The organism is Streptomyces wedmorensis (genome assembly GCF_000716445.1).
GTDB lineage: Bacteria > Actinomycetota > Actinomycetes > Streptomycetales > Streptomycetaceae > Streptomyces > Streptomyces wedmorensis.
In genome coordinates this window covers 138,946-160,471 of sequence record NZ_JNWK01000023.1, presented here as the reverse complement: position 1 = coordinate 160,471, position 21,526 = coordinate 138,946, and the positions used below count along the sequence as shown (strand labels likewise).

General features: G+C 73.9%; 19 protein-coding genes. 9 read left to right on the top strand and 10 right to left on the bottom strand.

All coding sequences use genetic code 11. The features are described 5' to 3' along the window. Positions 1-2: 2 nt before the first annotated feature. The 5 genes from OO54_RS19975 (at position 3) to OO54_RS43700 (ending at position 4,605) form a co-directional block, all read left to right on the top strand. The gene (locus OO54_RS19975) at positions 3-1,064 is read left to right on the top strand and encodes an ABC transporter permease (protein ID WP_033204873.1); all 1,062 of its coding nucleotides are present in this window, start codon (positions 3-5) and stop codon (positions 1,062-1,064) included. Further along, on the top strand, positions 1,061-2,050 hold the full coding sequence (locus OO54_RS19970) for an ABC transporter permease (RefSeq protein ID WP_033204871.1): 990 nt from the start codon (positions 1,061-1,063) through the stop codon (positions 2,048-2,050). The genes OO54_RS19975 and OO54_RS19970 overlap by 4 nt, the downstream gene beginning before the upstream one ends. Beyond that, the gene (locus OO54_RS19965) at positions 2,047-3,012 is read left to right on the top strand and encodes an ABC transporter ATP-binding protein (RefSeq protein WP_033204869.1); all 966 of its coding nucleotides are present in this window, start codon (positions 2,047-2,049) and stop codon (positions 3,010-3,012) included. The genes OO54_RS19970 and OO54_RS19965 overlap by 4 nt, the downstream gene beginning before the upstream one ends. Next, entirely contained in the window at positions 3,009-4,064 is a 1,056-nt protein-coding gene (locus OO54_RS19960) for an ABC transporter ATP-binding protein (protein WP_234439331.1), read from the top strand. Before OO54_RS19965 ends, OO54_RS19960 begins: the two co-directional genes overlap by 4 nt. 124 nt (positions 4,065-4,188) lie before the next feature. Next, entirely contained in the window at positions 4,189-4,605 is a 417-nt protein-coding gene (locus tag OO54_RS43700; protein ID WP_399522831.1) for a cytochrome P450, read from the top strand. Here the strand turns inward: OO54_RS43700 and OO54_RS19950 are convergent. The 9 genes from OO54_RS19950 to rimP all read right to left on the bottom strand — a co-directional run bounded on the left by OO54_RS19950 (position 4,502) and on the right by rimP (position 16,417). Further along, a complete protein-coding gene (locus OO54_RS19950; RefSeq protein WP_017235862.1) occupies positions 4,502-5,467 on the bottom strand; it encodes a bifunctional riboflavin kinase/FAD synthetase in 966 nt (321 codons plus the stop codon). The genes OO54_RS43700 and OO54_RS19950 overlap by 104 nt on opposite strands. Before the next feature lie 31 nt (positions 5,468-5,498). Further along, the gene (locus OO54_RS19945) at positions 5,499-9,281 is read right to left on the bottom strand and encodes a S1 family peptidase (protein WP_033204866.1); all 3,783 of its coding nucleotides are present in this window, start codon (positions 9,279-9,281) and stop codon (positions 5,499-5,501) included. 221 nt (positions 9,282-9,502) lie between these two features. Continuing rightward, positions 9,503-10,402, bottom strand: a complete 900-nt coding sequence (gene truB, locus OO54_RS19940; protein ID WP_033204864.1) for a tRNA pseudouridine(55) synthase TruB — start codon at positions 10,400-10,402, stop codon at positions 9,503-9,505. After that, the gene (rbfA, locus tag OO54_RS19935) at positions 10,399-10,839 is read right to left on the bottom strand and encodes a 30S ribosome-binding factor RbfA (protein WP_033204862.1); all 441 of its coding nucleotides are present in this window, start codon (positions 10,837-10,839) and stop codon (positions 10,399-10,401) included. The genes truB and rbfA overlap by 4 nt, the downstream gene beginning before the upstream one ends. Positions 10,840-10,868: 29 nt before the next feature. Then, positions 10,869-11,162, bottom strand: a complete 294-nt coding sequence (locus OO54_RS19930; RefSeq protein WP_017235865.1) for a DUF503 domain-containing protein — start codon at positions 11,160-11,162, stop codon at positions 10,869-10,871. Between the two features lie 150 nt (positions 11,163-11,312). Continuing rightward, a complete protein-coding gene (gene infB / locus OO54_RS43695) occupies positions 11,313-14,420 on the bottom strand; it encodes a translation initiation factor IF-2 (RefSeq protein ID WP_078905269.1) in 3,108 nt (1,035 codons plus the stop codon). A gap of 145 nt (positions 14,421-14,565) precedes the next feature. Further along, positions 14,566-14,847, bottom strand: coding sequence for a YlxR family protein (locus tag OO54_RS19915; RefSeq protein WP_078905268.1), 282 nt, complete (start codon positions 14,845-14,847; stop codon positions 14,566-14,568). 74 nt (positions 14,848-14,921) lie between these two features. Then, positions 14,922-15,917, bottom strand: a complete 996-nt coding sequence (gene nusA / locus OO54_RS19910) for a transcription termination factor NusA (RefSeq protein WP_033204858.1) — start codon at positions 15,915-15,917, stop codon at positions 14,922-14,924. A gap of 2 nt (positions 15,918-15,919) precedes the next feature. Next, positions 15,920-16,417, bottom strand: a complete 498-nt coding sequence (rimP, locus tag OO54_RS19905) for a ribosome maturation factor RimP (protein WP_017235869.1) — start codon at positions 16,415-16,417, stop codon at positions 15,920-15,922. Between the two features lie 168 nt (positions 16,418-16,585). On the opposite strand from rimP, the gene OO54_RS19900 reads away from it, so the two are divergent. The 4 genes from OO54_RS19900 to OO54_RS19885 are packed head-to-tail and all read left to right on the top strand — an operon-like array spanning position 16,586 to position 19,480. Continuing rightward, positions 16,586-17,167: a hypothetical protein gene (locus tag OO54_RS19900; protein WP_033204856.1), complete on the top strand. Its 582-nt coding sequence runs from the start codon at positions 16,586-16,588 to the stop codon at positions 17,165-17,167. Further along, the gene (locus OO54_RS19895; protein ID WP_033204854.1) at positions 17,164-17,580 is read left to right on the top strand and encodes a ferritin-like domain-containing protein; all 417 of its coding nucleotides are present in this window, start codon (positions 17,164-17,166) and stop codon (positions 17,578-17,580) included. Before OO54_RS19900 ends, OO54_RS19895 begins: the two co-directional genes overlap by 4 nt. Before the next feature lie 31 nt (positions 17,581-17,611). Then, on the top strand, positions 17,612-18,511 hold the full coding sequence (locus OO54_RS19890; protein WP_033204852.1) for an aminoglycoside phosphotransferase family protein: 900 nt from the start codon (positions 17,612-17,614) through the stop codon (positions 18,509-18,511). Positions 18,512-18,556: 45 nt separating this feature from the next. Continuing rightward, positions 18,557-19,480 carry a slipin family protein gene (locus tag OO54_RS19885; protein WP_033204910.1) on the top strand — a complete coding sequence of 308 codons (924 nt, stop codon included), beginning with the start codon at positions 18,557-18,559 and terminating at the stop codon, positions 19,478-19,480. Positions 19,481-19,817: 337 nt separating this feature from the next. Here OO54_RS19885 and OO54_RS19880 read toward each other — a convergent pair whose 3' ends face one another. After that, entirely contained in the window at positions 19,818-21,518 is a 1,701-nt protein-coding gene (locus OO54_RS19880) for a proline--tRNA ligase (RefSeq protein WP_033204851.1), read from the bottom strand. Positions 21,519-21,526: the final 8 nt, after the last annotated feature.

The window sequence follows — 21,526 nt, the reverse complement described above, 5'->3', positions numbered from 1 at the left end:
ACGTGACGACGGCAAGCACCCCCGCCGACGTGGCGCGGGCCCCGGAGGCCCGCGCCGCGGACGGCGCACCCCGCACCGGTTCCTCCGCCGGCTACCTCCGCCACGCGGCGGGGAAGCTGGGCGGCGCGCTCGTCTCGCTCTTCGCCGTACTGGTCACCAGCTTCTTCCTCTTCCGGATCATCCCAGGCGACCCGGTCAAGGCGATGACCCACGGCGTGCCCACCTCTGCCGAACAACTCGCCACACTGAGGCGCCAGTTCGGCCTCGACCTGCCGCTGTGGCAGCAGTTCACCGACTACTGCGCCCACGCGCTGAGCGGTGATCTCGGCATCTCGTTCCAGTTCCGCGCCCCGGTCGGCGACCTGATCGCCGAGAAGCTGCCCGCGACGCTGCTGCTGACCGGCGTCGCCGTGGTGATCTACTCGGCGCTCGGGCTGTGGCTCGGCACCCGCTCGGCCTGGCGCCACGGCGGTCTCGGCGACAAGCTGAACACCGGGATCGCGCTGACCCTGTGGTCGGTGCCCTCCTTCTGGCTCGGTCTGCTGCTCATCATCGTCTTCTCGGTCGGCATGGGGCCGATCCCGGGACTGTTCCCGACCGGCGGCATGGAGTCCGGGACCGGCGAGACCGGCTTCGGCTACGTCCTCGACGTCGCCCACCACCTGGTCCTGCCGGTGGTCACCCTGGTGGCCGTCGGCTACGCGCAGACACTGCTCGTGATGCGCTCCTCGCTGCTCGACGAGATGGGCGGCGACTACCTGACGACGGCACGGGCGAAGGGGCTGCGCGACGACGTGGTGCGCCGGCGGCACGCGGTGCCGAACGCGCTGCTCCCGACCGTCACGATGATCTTCATCAACCTGGGCCATGTGGCGGCCGGTTCGATCCTGGTGGAGACGGTGTTCTCCTGGCCCGGGCTCGGCGGGCTGTTCTACCAGGCGCTGAGCGTGCCCGACCTGCCGCTCGTGCAGGGCCTGTTCGTGGTCTTCGCCGCGGCGATGATCCTGATGAACCTGATCGCCGACCTGCTCTATCCGCTGCTCGATCCCCGGGTGGGCCGATGACCTCGAAGGAAACGACGACGCCGACGGAGAGCGGGACGACGGCCGGGCAGGCGACGGCCCCGGCGGCCCCGGCCGCCCCGAAGGGGGCGACGCCGCCCACGAAGGCCTCCCTCACGTGGGCGCGCCGCCGCCGTACGGTCGCCCGCTTCTGGCAGCGGTACCGCACCCACCGCGCCGGGCTGTTCGGCCTCGCCGGGCTCACGCTGATCGCGCTGATCGCCCTCGCCGCCCCGCTGCTCGTCGGCGCGGACGTGCAGTCGGTGACGGAGGCGCCGGGCGAAGCCCTTGAACCACCGAGCGCCGAATTCCCCCTCGGCACGGATCAGTTCGGCCGTTCGCTGCTCGGGCTGCTGATCTGGGGGGCGCGGATCTCGCTGCTCGTGGGCCTGCTCGCGGCGGCCCTCTCGGTCGCCATCGGCACGCTGGTCGGGATCATCGCCGGGCACTACGGCGGCTGGTTCTCGACCGTCGTCATGCGGATCACCGACTGGTTCCTGGTGATGCCGACGCTGGTCCTGGCGATCGTGCTCGCGACCGTCATGTCCCGGTCGATGTGGACGGTGGTCCTGGCCATCGGGGTGACCTCCTGGCCGACCACCGCCCGCCTGGTGCGGGCCCAGACGATCGCCGTGGAGTCCCGCCCGTACATCGAGCGGGCGACCGCGCTCGGCGGGGGCCACGGCCACATCATGAGCCGGCACGTGCTGCCGAACGTGATGCCGCTGGTGCTCGCGCAGACCACGCTCGGCATCTCGACCGCCATCCTCACGGAGGCGACGCTCGCGTTCCTCGGACTCGGCGATCCGACGGTGGTCTCCTGGGGCGGGATGCTCCAGGACGCCCGCGAGGCGGGCGCGGTCTCCTCCGGGCACTGGTGGTACCTGGCCCCGCCGGGGATCGCGATCGCCCTGGTCGCCCTCGCGTTCACGCTGTGCGGCCGGGCCGTCGAGTCCGTGCTCAACCCGAAGCTGGGGGTGGGGCGTTGAGCCTGCTCGAAGTACGGAATCTGAAGGTGACGTACGGCTCGGGCGCGGACGCCGTGCCCGCCGTGCGCGGGGTCGACCTGTCCCTGGAGGCGGGGCGCAAGCTGGGCGTGGCGGGCGAGTCCGGCTGCGGCAAGTCCACTCTCGCGCTGGCGCTGCTGCGCCTGCTGCCGGCCTCGGCGCGGATCGAGGGCCAGGTCCTGCTCGACGGCGAGGACGTCCTCGCCATGAAGTGGGGCCGGCTCCGGGCCGTGCGCTGGGCGGGCGCGTCGATCGTCTTCCAGGGCGCGATGCACTCGCTGAACGCCGTGCAGCGGATCGGGGACCAGATCGCCGAGCCGCTGCTCGTGCACGGCAGGGCGACGCCGGCGGCGGCCCGCGCGCGGGTCGGCGAGCTGCTCGAACAGGTCGGCCTGCCCGCCGCGCGGGCCGCCGCGTATCCGCACGAACTCTCCGGCGGTCAGCGGCAGCGCGTGATGATCGCGATGGCGCTGGCCTGCGACCCCCTGCTGATCGTGGCCGACGAGCCGACGACGGCGCTGGACGTGATGATCCAGGCGCAGATCCTGCGGCTGATCGAGGGGCTCGTCGCCGAGCAGTCCATCAGCCTCCTGATGATCAGCCACGACCTGGCCGTCCTCGCCGACACCTGCGACCGGCTCGCCGTGATGTACGCGGGCCGGGTCGTCGAGGAGGGGCCGGCGCGGGCCGTGTACGAGGCCGCCGAGCACCCGTACGGGCGGGCACTGTCCTCGGCGTTCCCCCGCATCGGGGACCTCGCGTCCCGGCGGGCGCCGCGCGGCCTGCCGGGCGACCCGCCCGACCCGGCCGACCTGCCAGGCGGTTGCTCCTTCCGGCCGCGCTGCCCGATGGCCGTGGAGGCCTGCGCCGAGGAGGACCAGGAACTGCGGGAGGCGGGCGCTGGACGCCGGGCCGCCTGCGTACACGTGGGGAGTGCGACATGAGCGACACCGCGAGCGACGCCGTGGGCGCTGCCCTGGGCCTCGGCGACGCCGGCGCCGGGCGTACGGGGTCCGGGGCGGGTCCGCTGCTCTCGGCGCGCGGACTGCACGTCACCTTTCCCGGCCGGCGCGGCGCGGCGCCCGCCCGCGCGGTGGACGGGGTGGACCTGGACATCGGCCCGGGCGAGATCGTGGCCCTCGTCGGGGAGTCGGGCTGCGGCAAGACGACGCTGGCCCGCTCCCTCCTCGGCCTGGTGCGCCCCACGTCGGGCGCGGTCGCCTTCGAGGGCGAGCCGCTCTCGTACTCCGCCGGTGCCCTCAAGGCCTACCGTAAGCGGGCACAGCTGGTCCTCCAGGACCCGAGCGGATCGCTGAACCCCCGGCACACCGTGTACGACGCGGTCGCCGAGGGGCTGCGGATCCACGGCTACGCGGGGGACGAGCGGGCCGCGGTCGCCGGGGCCCTCGCGCGGGCGGGGCTGCGGCCCCCGGAACGCTTCTTCCTCCGCTACCCGCACGAGCTGTCCGGCGGGCAGCGCCAGCGGGTCGTCATCGCGGGCGCGCTGGTCCTGGAGCCCGAACTGATCGTCGCCGACGAGCCCGTGGCCTCCCTGGACGCGTCCGTACGCGGCGAGATCCTGGCGCTGCTGCTGCGCCTGCGCGACGAACTCGGGCTCTCCGCCCTGGTCGTGACGCACGACCTCGGACTGGCGTGGAACATCGCCGACCGGGTGGCGGTGATGTACCTCGGCCGGGTCGTGGAGACCGGCACCGTGGAGTCCGTCCTCACCCGCCCCCAGCACCCCTACACCCAGGCCCTGTTGTCGGTCCTGCCGGAGTCCGGCGACACCCCGGTCGTCCTGACCGGCGAGCCTCCGGACCCCTCCCGCATCCCCTCCGGCTGCCGCTTCCACGCCCGCTGCCAGATCCTCGCCTCGGGCGAGGCCGCACCCGTCGCACACCGCTGCCGCGACGAACTCCTGCCGATCCTGAGCGGCGGCGGGGAACAGGCGGTGGCCTGCCATTGGGCGACACGGGAGGGGGTACGGGGCTGAGGGCCCCGGCTGGGGCCCGGACGAGGGCCCCGGCCCCAGGTGCTCAGCCCCGCCGGCTCACGGCGCGGCGGGCCTGTTCCCGGGCGCCGCGGGCCTCCCGCCTCGTCGGCCGCGGCCGGCTGCGGTGATCGCCACGGAGGACGTCGAGGTCGGCGGGGTGGTCATCCGTGCGGGTGAGGCGGTGTACGCCTCCTACCTCGCCGCGAACCGGGACCCGGAGGTCTTCGCCGACCCGCACGCCCTCGACTTCGACCGGGAGGGCACCGGGCACGTGTCCTTCGGGCACGGGCCGCACCACTGCATGGGCGCGATGCCGACCCGGACGGAGTCCGAGGTGATGCTCTCCACGCTGCTGCGCCGCTGTCCGGACCTGCGGCTCGCGGGCGGCCCCGAGGACGTCGTGTGCCAGTCGAAGGGGCTGATCCGCCGGACAGGCCCTAAGGGGCGGGGTGCTCCCGGTCGTAGGTCTCCGTCAGCTCGCGGCAGCGCTTCACGTCGCCGGCCATCGCCTGGAGCAGGTCGTCCAGGGTGTCGAACTTGAGCATGCCGCGCACGTACGCCAGGAAGTCCACGGCCACGTGCAGGCCGTACAGGTCGAGCCCCTCGCGGTCGATCGCGTACGCCTCGACCGTCCGCTCCGTGCCGTCGAACTGCGGGTTCGTGCCGACCGAGATGGCCGCCGGCATCCGCTCTCCCGCCGCCGTGAGCCAGCCGGCGTAGACGCCGTCCGCGGGGATCGCGGTGTGCGGGAGCGTCTCGACGTTGGCCGTCGGGAAGCCGAGTTCGCGGCCGCGCTGCGCACCGCGCACCACGATGCCCTCGACCCGGTGCGGGCGTCCGAGGATCTCGGCCGCTCCTGCCATGTCGCCCTCGGCGACGAGGCTCCGGGTGAGGGTGGACGAGAAGGGCCGGCCGCCGCCCGCCGCCCCGCTGACGTACAGGTCGATGACCTCGACCTCGTAGTCGTACGTCTCGCCGAGCTCGGCGAGGAACGCGACGTCGCCGGCGGCCCGGTGCCCGAAGCGGAAGTTGGGGCCCTCGATGACGGCCTTGGCGTGCAGCTTGTCGACCAGCACCTTGACGATGAAGTCCGCCGGGGACAGCTGGGAGAACTCGGCGGTGAACGGCAGCACCAGCACCGCGTCGACGCCGAGTTCCCCGATCAGCTCGGCACGCCGGTGGTGCGGGGCGAGCAGCGGCGGGTGGCTGCCGGGCCGCACGACCTCGGAGGGGTGCGGGTCGAACGTCACGACGACGGTGGGGACGCCGAGCTCCCGGGCGCGCTCGACGGCCCGCCCGATGATCAGCTGGTGTCCGCGGTGCACCCCGTCGTAGGAGCCGATGGTGACGACGCTGCGCCCCCAGTCCTGGGGAATGTCCTCCAAGCCACGCCAGCGCTGCACTGTGACCGCTCCTCGTCCGCCTGTTCGCCGATTACGCCGGTCTAAGACTGCCATGCCCACGGCCATCGGTTGGCATCGGCATGGAGGTGCCGCGGCTCCGCAGCGTCCGGAGGATCTCCGGGCCGAGCAGCGGTGCCCAGTCGCCGGGGGCGGCGTCCGTCCAGCCGGCGAGCAGCGCGGCGACCGCGGGCAGCTCGCGACAGTGGCGGGCGAGGGCCTGGTCGAAGCGCCGGGCGCCTTCGGGCGTACGGGCGCACAGGAGGCCGACCCGGTGCGTGAGGTCCCGGGTACGGGGCTCGCTGCGGCCGCCCGCACCCTCGGCTGCGGCGGCCAGGAGGGCCTCCAGGACGGTGAACTCCCCCGCCTCGGCCTCGTACCGCTCGTGTTCCAGGAGTACGTCGAGCAGCTCGGCCCGCAGATGCCGGGAGGCGCCGCTGCCGGGTGCCGCGAGCACCGGCGCCAGGGCACGGCGTACGGGCGCGGGGCGGCCCCTGATCAGACCGGCGACCAGTGGGTGCAGGACGGCCCTGGCCGCCGGGCCGTCCTCGAACCGGCGGTCGACGAAGGCGGCCACGTGCCCGGCGCCCTCGGGGTGGCGGCCCGCGTAGTCGCGCACGAGGGCCGCGATCCTGCGGGCGAGTGCGGGGGTGTCGATCTCCGCGAGCGCCCGCAGCGCGGCGGCCGGTTCCTCGCCGGCTCCCCGCAGCCGGGTGCGGAACACGCCGAGGACCTGCTCGGGGTGGCTGCCCAGCGCCTCGGCGAGGGCGGTCGCCGGCACCTGGGGTTCGGCGAGGGCCCGCGGCAGATGACGGGCCCTGGTGTGCGGGTCGCGGATCAGCAGGCCCAGGGCGGCGCCGTGGAGGGCCCGGTCGCCGGGGCGGGCCAGCAGGGCGAGCGCCGCGTAGCGGAGCAGTTCCCGGTCGGCCGAGGTGTCGGCGCGTCCCGCGACGATCTGCCCGTACGCGGCGGCCGCGACCCTCCGCTCCGGTCGCCCGTCGTCGTGGGCCCAGCGGTCCACCGCCCGGCAGACCGCCGACGGCTCGTCCTCGGCGAGCGCCGCCAGCAGCCCGTCGGCCAGCGGATGCGCCGTGGCCACCAGCGCCTCGCACAGATCGTCGACGGCCGACCCCCTGCGGGTGTGCAGCAGTGCCTGCGCCGCCGTCGCCACGGTCGCCCCCGGCGGGCCCGGCAGCGGCCGCTCGTCCCCGAACCACCGGCACAGCAGCGGCTGCACCCCGCGCGGGTCGGCCACGAGCATCCCGGCCACCACCTCAAGGGCCCGCTCCTCGCCGCGCGTCGTGCCGGCCGGCGGGTCCGCGGCGGTGCGCTCGCGCGTCGGGGCGGCGTCGACACGGTCCCGCGGCGCGTCGGCACGGTCCCGCGGCGCGTCGGCCGGGACGAGGCGTCGCAGCAGGTCGATGCGCTCGTCGTCGCCGAGCGGCAGGCCCTGCCAGAACCCCGGGCCGAAGGGGGCGAAGGCCGCCCGCCGTCCCGGCCCGGCTCCGATCCGGTCGGCGAGCAGCCGCAGGACGGGCAGGTACGGCCGGAGGTCCGGCAGCCGCCGCACGCTCTCCCCGAGCAGCCGGGCGGCCCACCAGGGCCCGTCCCCGCCGGGGTCCTCGTCCGGTCCCGCGTCGGCGAACCGCGCCAGCGACTCGACGAGCGCGGCCAGCCTGGGAGCGAGCCCGGCCGGTCCACGCTCCCGGTGGAGCAGCAGCAGGGCCTGGAGGACCGGTCCGATGCGGTGCGGCGGGACGGGCGGGCACCCGGCCGCCCCCGCCGGTGGCACGCCGTCCCGCTGCCGGGGCACGACGGCGGGCGGGGGCGGAGGCCCGGCGGGCGCGGACGTGCCGGGCTGGGGCGGGGGTCCGGCGAGGGCGGCGGACGCGGTGGGCGGGGCCTGCGCGGCCGGCCGGGTGCGCGCGGCGGAGGTGGCCGGCACGACGGGCGGGCCCGGAGTGGTCGCCGGGCCCGGCGCGGCCGACGCGCCCGCCGCCGTGAAGGCCGGCGCGGCCCGTCGGCCGGGGTGGGCGGCCGCGGGGCCGGGTGGTGCGTCGTGGTGGCGGTGGACGAGGGAGTGGAGGGCGGCGTCGAGGTCGAGGTGGGCGGCCTGGACCCAGTCGGCGAGTTCCTCGTGGGCGAAGCGGTAGCCGGAGCCGGCGGGGACGAGGAGGCCTTCGGTGAGGACGGCGGAGGCCCAGCCCTCCCGCCAGGGGAAGAGCTCCTCGAAGGAGGCGCGGTCGAGGAGCCCGTGTCCGGGGCCGAGGCAGCGGCGGGCCGCCTCGTGGACCTGGCCGGTGACGCGCGCGGCGAGCCGGCGTACGGCCGTGCCGCGCAGGAGGGGCGAGCCCGCGGCGATCCGGACGGCCACGCGGAGGCACTGCAGGTCCAGGTAGGCGGTGAAGATCTCCTCGCGTCCGGGCCGCCCGGGTGCCCCGCCGGGCAGGGCCGCACGGACCTCGGCGAGCAGCCGGAGGGCCAGCGGGTGCCGGGCGTCCGCCTCGGCGAGGTCCGTCTCGTCGAGTCCGTACCCCCGGCGTACGGCCCTGGCCTCCGTCTCGGAGTACGCGCCGAGGGCGACGGCGGCGGGCAGTCCGTCGCCCGGGTCTCCCGACGGCCGGTGGAGGGCGTCGGGGCCGTAGAGGGCTCCTGCCTGTTCCCAGTGCTCCGGGCGGCAGGCGGTGACGAGCCGGGTGCGGTGGGCGCGGAGCCACTGCTCGGTGGCCGCGGTCCAGTCGGCGAGGCGGTGGGCGAGGCGCGGGGGCATCTCCTCGGGGCCGTCGAGGACGACGAGGAGGGGGCGGCCGGCGTCCCGGGCGAGGGCGGCGGCCCGCTCGGGGGTCGCGGTCGTGGTGTCGCCGAGGGCCCCGGAGGCGGCGACGATGCGGCCCGCCTGGTGGAGGGCGCGGCCGACGGCGTCGGCGAGGGAGTGGTCGTCGGCGCGGAGGTCGGCGCCGCGCAGCCGGACGGTGGGGGCGGGCGCCTCGCCGCGGGCCCGGTGGGCGCAGAGCGAGGCGAGGGCAGTGGTGCGGCCGGTGCCGGGGCCGCCGACCAGGGCGAGCACGGGTGCGCCACCGGCCGTGAAGCGGGCGAACTCGCGGGCGCAGTCGGGGCGTTCGACGGGTTCGGGCCAGGGCCCGGTCTCGCCGACGGGGCCGGTGGAAGTGGCGGTGAGTTCGAGGATGCCGGCGAGGTTGAGGTCGGGCCCGTAGGCGGGGACGGTGGCGGCGTTGCGGCGCAGCAGTGCGGTGAGGGGGCCCTCGGACCGGAGCGGCACGGCGTAACCGGCGGCCTGGCGGTCGCCGTGCAGGGCGGTGCCGAGGACGGCGAGGACGGTGCCGGTGACGGTGTCGAGGACGGGGCCGCCGGCGGCCTGGCCGCCGATCCTCAGCGCCTCCGCGCCCTCGGTGCCGATGGCGAGTTCGAGGGCGTCGTCGAGGGCGTGGAATCGGTCGGTGGCGGTGTACGTGACGGTGGCCGGGCCGAGGACGCGTGCCTCGCGCCAGCCGTGGGCGGCGATCCGCACGTACGTCCCGGGTTCGATCTCGGCGCGGGTCGCGAGCGGCAGGGGGCGCCCGCCGAGCCCTTCGGTGCGGACGAGGGCGAGGCCGCTCTCGGGCAGCGGGGTGACGGCCTCGGCCTCGGCCAGCCAGGTGCGGTCGCCCGGGGCGTGCAGGACGACACGGCTGAGCCCGTCGACGGCTTCGTGACTGGTGACGACCGTTCCGTGGTGGTCGGCGAGGAATCCGGTGCCGCGCGGCCGGCCCGCCAGATCGCAGATCCGCACCAGCGTCGCCAGGTCCCCGCGTCCCATGGTGACGACGGTAGGTCGCCGGTGATCACCGCACGGCGCTCGGCGGGAAACGCGCCCCCTGACACTCCCCCCTTCGCTCCGAGCGCCTCCCCGATGGGGTGAATTTCCCGCGCTCCGGCGGACAGAGTCCTCCCGGGGGAAGCCGGGGGGAACGACGTGGGGCGGGCACGCGCGCGTGCCCGCCCCACCAGGCGTCCGGGAAGTCCCGTGCGCCGAGGTCCTCAGCCGAAGACGGCCAGGCTCTTCGCCTTGCCCCGCTGGTCCTCGACCAGCGCGAGCAGCCCGCCGTCGGGCCCGTAGACCGCGACGGGCCCCTTCGGGTACTCCGGCATCTCCAGGCGGACGCCGTTGAGCAGCAGCTTGGCCCGCTTCTCGTCGACGTCCCAGCGGGGGAACGCCGCCGCGGCCGCGTCGGCGACCGGCATGACCGTGAGCTCCTCCTGGAGCTGGTCCAGGGTCCTGGCCGAGTCGAGCTTGTACGGCCCGACCCGGGTGCGGCGCAGCGCGGTCAGGTGGCCGCCCACGCCGAGTCCGGCACCGAGGTCCCGGGCGAGCGCCCGGATGTACGTGCCGGAGGAGCAGACGACCGAGACGACGAGGTCGACGACGGGCGTGCCGTCCTCGGCCACGGCCTCCCGCACGTCGTACACCCGGAAGGAGGAGACGGTGACCGGGCGGGCCGGGATCTCGAACTCCTCGCCGCCGCGCACGCGCGCGTACGACCGCTTGCCGTCGATCTTGATCGCGGAGACCTTCGACGGCACCTGCATGATGGCGCCGGTCAGCTCGGCGACGCCCGCGTCGATGCCCTCGCGGGTCACCTTGGAGGCGTCCACGGAGGCGGTGATCTCGCCCTCGGCGTCGTCGGTGATCGTCGTCTGGCCCAGGCGGATGGTGCCCAGGTACTCCTTCTCGGTCAGCGCGAGGTGACCGAGGAGCTTGGTCGCCCGCTCCACGCCGAGGACGAGGACGCCGGTGGCCATGGGGTCGAGCGTGCCGGCGTGGCCGACGCGGCGGGTCTTGGCGATCCCGCGCATCTTGGCCACGACGTCGTGCGAAGTGAAGCCCGACGGCTTGTCGACGATGACAAGGCCGTCGGGCGTCTTGGCTGCGGTGCTCATTCGGCGGCTTCGTCCTCGCCCGGCTTCTTGTAGGGGTCGGCTTCGCCCGCGAAGGCGGCGCCCGAGGACGCCTCCCGCACCTGGGCGTCCGAGGCCCGCGCCTTGTCGAGGAGGTCCTCGATCGTCTTGGCGTTCTCCGGGAGGGCGTCGGCCACGAAGGTCAGGGTCGGCGTGAACTTGGTCCCCGCCGCCCGGCCCACGGCCGAACGGAGGACGCCCTTGGCGCTCTCCAGACCGGCCGCGGCGCTCGCCCGCTCCTCGTCGTCGCCGTAGACCGTGTAGAAGACCGTGGCCTCCCGCAGGTCACCGGTGACGCGGGTGTCCGTGATGGTCACGTGCGTACCCAGGCGGGGGTCCTTGACGCCACGCTGCAGCTTCTCGGCGACCACCTCCCGGATGAGGTCTGCCAGCTTCTTCGCCCGCGCGTTGTCGGCCACTGGTCCTTCTCCTTCTTTGCCTTGCTCAATCAGTCTTCATCAGTGTGGAGCCTTCGGCGCACCGAAAGCAGCTCCACCTCGGGACGCGCGGCGACGAGCCGCTCGCAGCGGTCGAGCACGTCCGATACGAATCCGTGGTCCCCGGACACCAGCGCGACGCCCAGCCGGGCCCTGCGGTGGAGGTCCTGGTCGCCCACCTCGGCCGCGCTCACGGAGAACTTGCGCTGGAGCTCGGCGACGATGGGCCGGACGACGGAGCGTTTCTCCTTCAACGAATGAACGTCGCCGAGGAGCAGATCGAAGGACAGAGTCCCCACGTACATGTGGTGCCGGATGTCCCGCCGGTTCGGGTTCGGTGACCTGCCGGGCCGTCGCTCGGCAGGGACACCAGAACCGTACACGCAACGGCCGGGGCCGATCGACGGAATAACTTCCGCCGACCGGCCCCGACTCACTGCTGCGATCGGACGCGATCAGGCGCGCGGCTTCTCGCGCATCTCGTACGTCGCGATGACGTCGTCGATCTTGATGTCGTTGAAGTTTCCGAGGTTGATACCGCCCTCGAAGCCTTCGCGGATCTCGGTGACGTCGTCCTTGAAGCGGCGCAGACCGTGGATCGTGAGGTCCTCGGCGATGACCTTGCCGTCGCGGACGAGGCGCGCCTTGGTGTTGCGCTTGACCTCGCCGGAGCGGATGAGGACACCGGCGATGTTGCCCAGCTTGGACGAGCGGAAGACCTCGCGGATCTCCGCCGTACCGAGCTCGACCTCTTCGTACTCCGGCTTGAGGAGACCCTTCAGGGCCGCCTCGATCTCCTCGATGGCCTGGTAGATCACCGAGTAGTACCGGACGTCGACGCCCTCGCGCTCCGCCATCTGCGCGGCACGGCCGGCCGCACGGACGTTGTAGCCGATGACGATGGCGTCGGAGCCCATCGCCAGGTCGATGTCGGACTCGGTGACCGCACCCACACCGCGGTGCAGGACGCGGATGTCGACCTCTTCGCCGACGTCGAGCTGGAGCAGCGAGGCTTCGAGGGCCTCGACCGCACCGGACGCGTCGCCCTTGATGATGAGGTTGAGTTCCTGGACCAGACCGGCCTTGAGCACCTTGTCGAGGTCCTCGAGGGACACCCGGCGGACGCGCTTGGCGAAGGCGGCGTTGCGCTCACGCGCAGCGCGCTTCTCGGCGATCTGACGCGCCGTACGGTCCTCGTCGACCACCAGGAGGTTGTCGCCGGCACCCGGAACGTTGGTGAGACCGAGCACCAGGACGGGAGTCGACGGGGTCGCCTCCTCGACGTTGTTGCCCTTGTCGTCGAGCATCGCCCGGACGCGGCCGTACGCGTCGCCGACCACCACGGTGTCGCCGATGCGCAGCGTTCCGCGCTGGACCAGGACGGTCGAGACGGCACCGCGACCGCGGTCGAGGTGGGACTCGATCGCAATACCCTGCGCGTCCTGGTTCGGGTTGGCCCGAAGGTCGAGCGAGGCGTCGGCGGTGAGGATCACGGCCTCCAGCAGGGAGTCGATGTGCAGACCCTGCTTGGCGGAGATGTCGACGAACATCGTGTCGCCGCCGTACTCCTCGGCCACCAGACCGAACTCGGTCAGCTGACCGCGGACCTTGGTCGGGTCCGCACCCTCGACGTCGATCTTGTTGACCGCGACGACGATCGGGACGCCGGCGGCCTTGGCGTGGTTGAGCGCCTCGATCGTCTGCGGCATGACGCCGTCGTTGGCCGCGACCACGAGGATCGCGATGTCGGTCGACTTCGCACCACGGGCACGCATGGCGGTGAACGCCTCGTGACCCGGGGTGTCGATGAAGGTGATGCGACGCTCTTCGCCGTTGACCTCGGTACCCACCTGGTAGGCACCGATGTGCTGGGTGATGCCACCGGCCTCGCCCGCGACGACGTTCGTCTTGCGGATCGCGTCGAGCAGTCGGGTCTTACCGTGGTCGACGTGACCCATGACGGTGACGACCGGCGGACGGGAGACCAGAGCCTCTTCGCCACCCTCGTCCTCGCCGAACTCGATGTCGAAGGACTCGAGGAGCTCGCGGTCCTCCTCCTCCGGGGAGACGATCTGAACCTGGTAGTTCATCTCGTCGCCGAGCATCTGCAGCGTGTCGTCGGAGACGGACTGCGTCGCCGTGACCATCTCGCCGAGGTTCATCATCACCGCGACGAGCGACGCCGGGTTGGCGCCGATCTTCTCGGCGAAGTCGGTGAGGGAGGCACCGCGGGACAGGCGAATGACCTCGCCGCCACCGCGGGGAAGCATCACGCCGCCCACGGACGGGGCCTGCATGGCCTCGTACTCCTGGCGCCTCTGACGCTTCGACTTGCGACCACGACGCGCGGGACCGCCGGGGCGACCGAAGGCGCCCTGCGTGCCACCACGGCCACCCGGACCGCCGGGACGGCCACCGAAGCCACCGGGACGACCGCCGAAGCCGCCGCCACCGCCGCCGGGACCACCCGGACGACCGCCGCCGCCACCACCGGGACCACCGGGACGGCCGGCGAAGCCGCCGCCGCCACCGCCGGGACCGGCCGGACGACCGGCGAAGCCGGGACGACCGCCGCCGCCACCACCGGGACCGCCCGGACGACCGCCGGGGCCACCGGGACCACGGCCGCCAGGACCGGGGCGCGGGCCGGCAGCGGGACGCTGCGGCATCATGCCCGGGTTCGGACGGTTACCGCCGGGCGCGCCGCCCGGACGGGGAGCCTGCGGACGCGGCATGCCACCGGGGGTGGGACGCGCGCCGCCCTGGCCCTGCGGACGCGGGGCGCCACCGGGGCCACCCTGCGGACGCGGAGCGCCCGGAACGGCGCCGGGGCCCTGCGGACGCGGGGCGCCGCCACCGGGGCGGGGCGACTGCGGTCGCGCCATGCCGGTGGAGCCACCCGAGGTGAACGGGTTGTTGCCGGGACGCGGGCCGGCCGGACGGGCACCGCCCGGACGGGGGGCCTGCTGGCCGCCGGGACGCGGAGCACCCTGGCCCTGGCCCTGGCCCTGCGGACGCGGGGCGCCCTGGCCGGGACGGGCGGGGCGGTCGCCGGTGGGACGGGGTCCCTGGGCGGCGCCACCGGGGCGCGGACCGGCGGCGGGGGCCGACGGAGGCGCGGTGAACTCGGGCGCGGCCGGAGCCGGCGTGACCGGCTTGGGCGCGGGCTTCGGGCCCGGGCGGGGGCCCGAGGCGGCCGGAGCCGGAGAGGGGGTGCTGCTCGCGGGCGCGGCCGGGGTGACCGGAGCCGGCGCCGCGGGCGCGGCGGGGGCCGGCTTGGGGGCCGGGGCGCCGGGCTTGGGGGCAGCGGGACGTGCCGCGGTGGCCGGAGCCGGTGCGGCGGGGGAAGGCGTCGCCTTGCGGGGCGCGCCAGGCTTCGCTGCGGTCTTGCCGGCGTTGCCGCCGGGACCCTGCAGCGCGTCAGTCAACTTGCGCACGACCGGCGCCTCGATCGTCGAGGACGCAGATCGGACGAATTCACCGAGTTCTTGGAGCTTGGCCATGACGACCTTGCTCTCCACACCGAACTCCTTGGCGAGTTCGTATACCCGGACCTTAGCCACTTCGCTCCTTTTAGGTCCGGTTACCGCCGGACCGTCGCTACTTCATGGGCGTACTCATCGCGTACTCATCGAGTGCTCATCGCAATCTCGACCTACTTCCAACTCGCGAGGTACCTGACCGCACGGTGATCCGTGCCGTACTTCTTCACTGCGGTGCCGACCGCTCGACGTGGTGACGCAGTTCCGCCGTGTCGAGCGGGCCCTGAACCTTGAAGGCCCTCGGGAACGCCCGGCGGCGGACCGCAAGGTCGAGACAGACCACGGCGGGGTGCACGTACGCACCCCGGCCGGGCAGCGTACCGCGATCATCCGGAACACACTCGTCCTTGATCACCACGATCCGCAGCAGATCGCTCTTGGCCGCTCGCTCCCGACATCCCACACAGGTTCGTTCAGGGCATACGCGGGCTTGCGTCCGGCCAGACACGATTAAGTCTACCTCCCCGTACCGACCCCGCCCGTTTGGGGCAAGAATCGAACAGTTGTTGGCTAAAAACGATCTCAGTCCTGCGGGCCGGTCGGCTCCGTGTCCGGACGGATGTCGATCCGCCAGCCGGTGAGACGGGCGGCGAGGCGGGCGTTCTGGCCCTCCTTGCCGATCGCGAGCGACAGCTGGTAGTCCGGCACCGTCACGCGGGCCGACCGGGCGGCCAGGTCGACGACCTCGACCTTGGAGACCCGCGCCGGGGAGAGCGCGTTCGCCACCATCTCGGCCGGGTCGTCCGACCAGTCGACGATGTCGATCTTCTCGCCGAGCAGCTCCGCCATCACGTTGCGGACGCGGCTGCCCATCGGGCCGATGCAGGCGCCCTTGGGGTTCAGGCCCGAACGGGTGGAACGGACGGCGATCTTGGTGCGGTGACCGGCCTCGCGGGCGATGGCCGCGATCTCGACCGAACCGTCGGCGATCTCCGGCACCTCCAGGGCGAAGAGCTTCTTCACCAGATTGGGGTGCGTACGCGAAAGGGTGACGGACGGACCGCGGACGCCCCTGGCCACCCGGACGACGTACGTCCGCAGGCGCAGACCGTGCGTGTAGGCCTCGCCCGGCACCTGCTCCTGGACCGGAAGGATGGCCTCCAGCTTGTCGTCCAGACGGACCAGGACGTTCTTCGGGTCCTTGCCCTGCTGCACCACACCGGCGACGACGTCGCCCTCGCGGCGGGCGTACTCGCCGAAGGTCACGTCGTTCTCGGCGTCACGCAGCCGCTGCTGGATGACCTGGCGCGCGGTGCTCGCCGCGATCCGGCCGAAGTCCGACGGCGTGTCGTCGAAGTCCTTGGGCTCCTGGCCCTCCTCCAGCTCGGAGGGGTCCTCCTTCGCCCACACCGTCACGTGGCCGGTGGCCCGGTTCAGCTCCACGCGCGCGTGGCGGCGGGCGTCGGGGGTGCGGTGGTACGCGATGAGGAGGGCCGACTCGATCGCCTCGACCAGCAGGTCGAAGGAAATCTCCTTCTCATGCGCCAAGCCCTTGAGCAGCTTCACGTCGATGTCCACGGCTACGCCTCCTCTTCCTTCTTGTCCTTGCGGTTGAACTCGATCTCGACACGCGCCTTGGCGATGTCGGCGAACGCGACCCGGCGGGCGGTGGGCTTGCGCCCCTTCACGCCCGGCACTTCGAGGTCGAGGCCGTCCTCGTCCACGGCGAGGATCCGGGCGACGAGATCGCCCTCCTCGGCCAGCTGGAGCTTGACGAGGCGGCCGGTGGCCCGCACGTAGTGGCGGTGCTCGGTCAGGGGGCGGTCGGCGCCGGGGGAGCTGACTTCGAGGACGTACTCGCCCTCGCCCATCGCGTCGGTCTCGTCGAGCTTCTCGGAGATCGCGCGGCTCAGCTCGGCGCAGGCGTCCAGCTCCACGCCCTCGTCCGAGTCGACGACGATCCGCAGCAGTCCGCGGCGGCCGGCCCGGGACACCTCGATCTCTTCCAGATCCAGGTCCTTCGCGGCGACGAGCGGCTCCACGATTCCGCGCAGCCTGTCGCTCTGGGTGGTGCTCATCCGGGTGACTCCTCGGCCGCGTGTGCTGTTGTGGGTTCGTCGCGTGTCAGACCAAAGGGTATCCGGTCCCGGAGGGTGTTGCCGTCCACCGCCCCGGGGCCCGCGGGTACGCTCGCCTGCGGTGATCTCGACGATCTTCGACGACGGACGACAGCCGAGGGAGAAGGCGTGACGACGACGGGCAGGCGCGCGCTCCTGGTGGCGGGCGCGACGGCGGGCGCGGCGGCCCTCGTGGGCTGCGACTCGTCCTCGGACGGCGGTACGCGGCAGCCGACCGCCGCCGAACGGGAGGCCGAACGGGTGGCGCGCGCCGAGGCGGCGCTGCGGCTGCGCGCCGTGACCTCCGCGCGGGGCCTGCTGGAACGTTACGACGCCGTCCTCGCCGCGCACCCCGCCCTCGCGCCCCGCCTGACACCGCTGCGGCGCTCGGTGGCGGCCCACGCGAAGGCGCTCGGCGAGGGCGGGACGACCGTGATCCCCGCGACGGCCACCGCCTCCCCGTCCGCACCGCCCTCCGCCGGCGCGTCCCCCACGCCGGCCGCCACGACGCGGGCGACCGCCGCCCCCGCGCCGGTTCCGGCCGACCCCCGGGCAGCGCTGAAGGAGCTCGCCGCCGCCGCGCGGGCGGCCTCCGACCGGCACACCGCCGCGCTGCTCACGGCCCCGCCCGAGTACGCCCGGCTGCTCGCCTCGGTGGCGGCGGCCGGCGCCGCGCACGCCTACCTGCTGACCGAAGGAGCCCGGGCATGACCGCCCTCGACGCGGCCCAGGCCGCCCTGGCCGCCGAGCACGCGGCGGTGTACGGCTACGGGGTCGTCGGCGGCCGGATCGGCGCCGAACGGCGCCCGGAGGCCAGGGCGGCGTACGAGGCGCACCGGGCGCGACGCGACGCGCTGCGCCGCACCGTCCGCGACCTCGGCGGCACGCCGGTGGCCGCGGAGGCCGCGTACGCGCTGCCGTTCCCGGTCGCGGACCCGGCCGGCGCCGTACGCCTGGCCGCGGTCCTGGAGGACCGGGTCGCCGGGGTGTACTCCGACCTCGTACGGGCCGCCGAGGGCCCGATGCGCCGCGAGGCGGCCGCCGCGGTACGGGAGGCCGCGGTACGGGCCGTCCGCTGGCGCGGCAGCGACGTAACCTTTCCTGGGCTCGCCGAGCGGGTGTGAGTCCGGCCCCGACCGAAGGAACAACGTACGCATGGGTTTCGAACCGCCGCAGCGACTCGTCAGGACGCTCGGCGAGACGTACGGGGACGCAGCGGCGGCCGAGTGGCTCGGGAAGCTGCCCGAGCTCGCCGACGAGGCACTCGACCGTGCCTCCCTCGACGCCGAACGAGTGATGGCCCCCGGCGGACGGAGCAGCCTCGTGGCACTCGTCCGGCGGCCTGACGGCTCCCCCGCCGCACTCAAGATCGCGCCCCCGTTCACCCGGCCGGACCTGGAGCGGGACGCGCTGGCGCACTGGAACGGCTGGGGCGCGGTCCAGCTCCTCGACGAGGCCGGGACGGGTGCGCTCGTCCTCGAACGGCTGCATCCCGAGGTATCGCTGCGCTCCCTCCCCGAGGCGAAGGCGCTCCTGGAAGCGGCCGGGACCGTCCGCAAGCTGTGGGTCGAGCCCCCGGCGGAACGCGGCTTCCAGACGGTGACCGAACGGACGGCCCACCAGGCGGAGGCCATGCGCCCCTACCTGTCCGACGCCCCGACCGCCGCCCTGACGGCGGCCGCACTCACCGCCCGCGAGGAGCTGGTGGCCGCCTCCCCCGAGTCGCTGCTGCTGCACGGGAACTTCCGCCAGGGCAAGGTGCTCGCCGGCGACCGGGCACCCTGGCTCGCCGTCGGACCCGAACCGCTGGTCGGCGAGCGGGCCTACGACCTCGCCCGGCTCGTACGGGACCGGGTCGAGGACCTGGTCGCCGCCTCCTCCGGCGCCTCGGCGGCCCGGCGGCGGGTCAACAAGCTGGCCGACTCCCTGGACCTCGACCGGGAGCGACTGCGGGGCTGGACCCTGTTCCGCGCGGTCGAGTCGGGGACGCGGGCGCTGACCGCGGGGCGGCGGCAGGACGCCGAACTGCTCCTCGAGTTCGCGAGCTGGCTGTAGGGGAATACCCTTTTTGTACTGTTCGGCTCGATTCAGGGGGCCGTGATGATCGAAGAGCTGCTGGTGGCGGCGGCCGGAGCGTGTGCGGCGGCCGCGGTGTACGCGGGTGCGGCCGCGCGGGTGGTCAAGCAGTACGAGCGGGGGGTCGTCTTCCGCTTCGGTCGGCTGCGCGACGACATCCGCTCCCCCGGCTTCACCATGATCGTCCCGGTCGTCGACCGCCTGCACAAAGTGAACATGCAGATCGTCACCATGCCCGTGCCGGCGCAGGAGGGCATCACCCGCGACAACGTGACCGTACGGGTCGACGCGGTCGTCTACTTCAAGGTCGTCGACCCCGCCGACGCGCTCGTCCGCGTCGAGGACTACAAGTTCGCCGTCTCCCAGATGGCGCAGACCTCGCTCCGCTCCATCATCGGCAAGAGCGACCTCGACGACCTCCTCTCCAACCGGGAGAAGCTCAACCAGGGACTGGAGCTCATGCTCGACAGCCCGGCCATGGGCTGGGGCGTCGCCATCGACCGCGTCGAGATCAAGGACGTCTCCCTGCCTGAGACCATGAAGCGCTCCATGGCCCGGCAAGCCGAAGCGGACCGCGAGCGGCGGGCCCGCGTCATCAACGCGGACGCGGAGCTCCAGGCGTCCAAGAAGCTCGCCGAGGCGGCGGGCGTCATGTCCGACCAGCCCGCGGCGCTCCAGCTCCGCCTGCTCCAGACCGTCATGGCGGTCTCCGCCGAGAAGAACTCCACGCTCGTCCTCCCCATCCCCGTCGAACTGCTCCGCTTCCTGGAGCGGGCGACGCCGGCGGGGGCGGACGCGGAGCACCTGCCGACACCGGTCGGGCCGCCGCCGGTGCCGCCGCTGCCGCCCGGCGAGGCCTACCTCAAGGGCCGTGCGGCCGCCGAAGAAGCCATCGAGGACCTCACCGGCTCCTCCGTCGAACCCGCCGCCAACCCCACCGACACCTAGGCCCGTCCGGCCCTGATCCGCCGGACGGGCCCTGGCCGCCCGGGCTGCGGCCCGCACCGCTTGCCGCCCCCGCCGCGCCCTTGGCAGGACCTCGTCGTGGGCAACTGTTCCGCAAGAGCGGAACGGGTGGGCACAACCCACGACGGCGCCGCACCCGTGGTCCGGGTCCAGGCACGGAAAGCCTGGGCCCGGCAGGGGGCGCCGTCCCGTGTGCCCACCCGTCCCGCCCATCGGGACGATGGCCCACACGGAGGTGGCGCGGGCACCACCCCGGGGGCGCGGCCCGCGCGGCGGGTGTCAGGCGCCGGTCCGGGGGGCGGGGCGCCCGGAGTGTGGGTCAGGCGGTGAGGCGGGTGAGGGCTTCGGCGAGGGTGAGTTCTTCGCGGGCACCCGTGCGGCGGTCCTTGAGTTCGAGGACGCCCTCGGCGGAGCGGCGGCCGGCGACGAGGATGTGGGGCACGCCCATGAGCTCCGCGTCGGTGAACTTGACGCCCGGGGAGACGCCGGGACGGTCGTCGACGAGGACGCGGAGCCCGGCGGCGGACAGCTTGTCGGAGGCCTCGAGCGCGAGCTCGGTCTGGAGGGCCTTGCCGGCGGCGACGACGTGGACGTCGGCGGGGGCGACCTCCGCGGGCCAGCAGAGGCCCTTCTCGTCGGCGGTCTGCTCGGCGAGGGCGGCGACGGCGCGGGAGACGCCGATGCCGTAGGAGCCCATGGTGACGCGGACGGGCTTGCCGTTCTGGCCGAGGACGTCGAGCTTGAGGGCGTCGGCGTACTTGCGGCCCAGCTGGAAGATGTGGCCGATCTCGATGGCGCGGTCCAGCTTGAGGCCGGTGCCGCACTTGGGGCAGGGGTCGCCTTCCTGGACGACGACGACGTCGACGTACTCGGTGACCTCGAAGTCGCGGCCCGCGACGACGTTCTTCGCGTGCATCCCGTCCTTGTTGGCGCCCGTGATCCACGCGGTGCCCGGCGCGACGCGGGGGTCGGCGATGTAGGTGACCTTCTCCAGGCCCTGGGGGCCGACGTAGCCGCGGACCAGGTCGGAGCGGACGGCGAAGTCGGCCTCGGTGACGAGCTCGACGGCGGCCGGGGCGAAGTGCGCCTCGACCTTGTCCATGTCGACCTCGCGGTCGCCGGGGACGCCGACGGCGACGATCTCGCCGTCGACCTTCACCAGGAGGTTCTTCAGGGTGGCGGAGGCCGGCACGCCCAGCGAGGCGGCGAGCGTCTCGATCGTGGGGGTGTCGGGGGTGGGGATCTCCTCGGCGGCGGGGACCGAGGCGGCGTCGACCGTCTTGACCGCCTGGTAGACGGCCTCGGTGTTCGCCGCGAAGTCGCAGTTCGGGCAGTCGGCGAAGGTGTCCTCGCCGGCCTCGGCGGGGGCGAGGAACTCCTCGGACTTCGAGCCGCCCATCGCGCCCGCGGTGGCGGCGCAGATGCGGTAGTCGAGGCCGAGGCGCTCGAAGACGCGCTGGTAGGCCTGGCGGTGCAGGGCGTAGGACTGGGCGAGGCCCTCGTCCTCCGTGTCGAAGGAGTACGAGTCCTTCATCAGGAACTCGCGGCCGCGCAGGATGCCGGCGCGGGGGCGGGCCTCGTCCCGGAACTTCGTCTGGATCTGGTAGAGGATGACCGGCAGGTCCTTGTAGGACGAGCACTGGTCCTTGACCAGGAGGGTGAAGATCTCCTCGTGGGTCGGGCCGAGGAGGTAGTCGCCGCCCTTGCGGTCCTGGAGGCGGAACAGCTCGGCGCCGTACTCGTTCCAGCGGCCGGTCGCCTCGTAGGGCTCGCGGGGCAGGAGGGCGGGGAGGGAGACCTCCTGGGCGCCGATGGCGTCCATCTCCTCGCGGACGATGCGCTCGACGTTGGCGAGGACCTTCTTGCCGAGGGGCAGCCAGCTCCAGATGCCGGCGGCGGTGCGGCGGACGTAGCCCGCGCGGACGAGGAGCTTGTGGCTGAGGACCTCGGCGTCCGCCGGGTCGTCGCGCAGCGTCTTCGCCATCAACTGGGACATGCGCTGGACCGGTGCGTTGGCCATGGTTCTCG

Coding starts and splice junctions, on each gene's coding strand:
- OO54_RS19970 (WP_033204871.1), top strand. CDS start 1,061: ATGACCTCGAAGGAAACGACGACGCCGACGGAGAGCGGGACGACGGCC.
- OO54_RS19960 (WP_234439331.1), top strand. CDS start 3,009: ATGAGCGACACCGCGAGCGACGCCGTGGGCGCTGCCCTGGGCCTCGGC.
- OO54_RS19945 (WP_033204866.1), bottom strand. CDS start 9,281: ATGGGACGCGGGGACCTGGCGACGCTGGTGCGGATCTGCGATCTGGCG.
- truB (WP_033204864.1), bottom strand. CDS start 10,402: ATGAGCACCGCAGCCAAGACGCCCGACGGCCTTGTCATCGTCGACAAG.
- OO54_RS19930 (WP_017235865.1), bottom strand. CDS start 11,162: ATGTACGTGGGGACTCTGTCCTTCGATCTGCTCCTCGGCGACGTTCAT.
- rimP (WP_017235869.1), bottom strand. CDS start 16,417: ATGAGCACCACCCAGAGCGACAGGCTGCGCGGAATCGTGGAGCCGCTC.
- OO54_RS19895 (WP_033204854.1), top strand. CDS start 17,164: ATGACCGCCCTCGACGCGGCCCAGGCCGCCCTGGCCGCCGAGCACGCG.
- OO54_RS19890 (WP_033204852.1), top strand. CDS start 17,612: ATGGGTTTCGAACCGCCGCAGCGACTCGTCAGGACGCTCGGCGAGACG.
- OO54_RS19885 (WP_033204910.1), top strand. CDS start 18,557: ATGATCGAAGAGCTGCTGGTGGCGGCGGCCGGAGCGTGTGCGGCGGCC.
- OO54_RS19880 (WP_033204851.1), bottom strand. CDS start 21,518: ATGGCCAACGCACCGGTCCAGCGCATGTCCCAGTTGATGGCGAAGACG.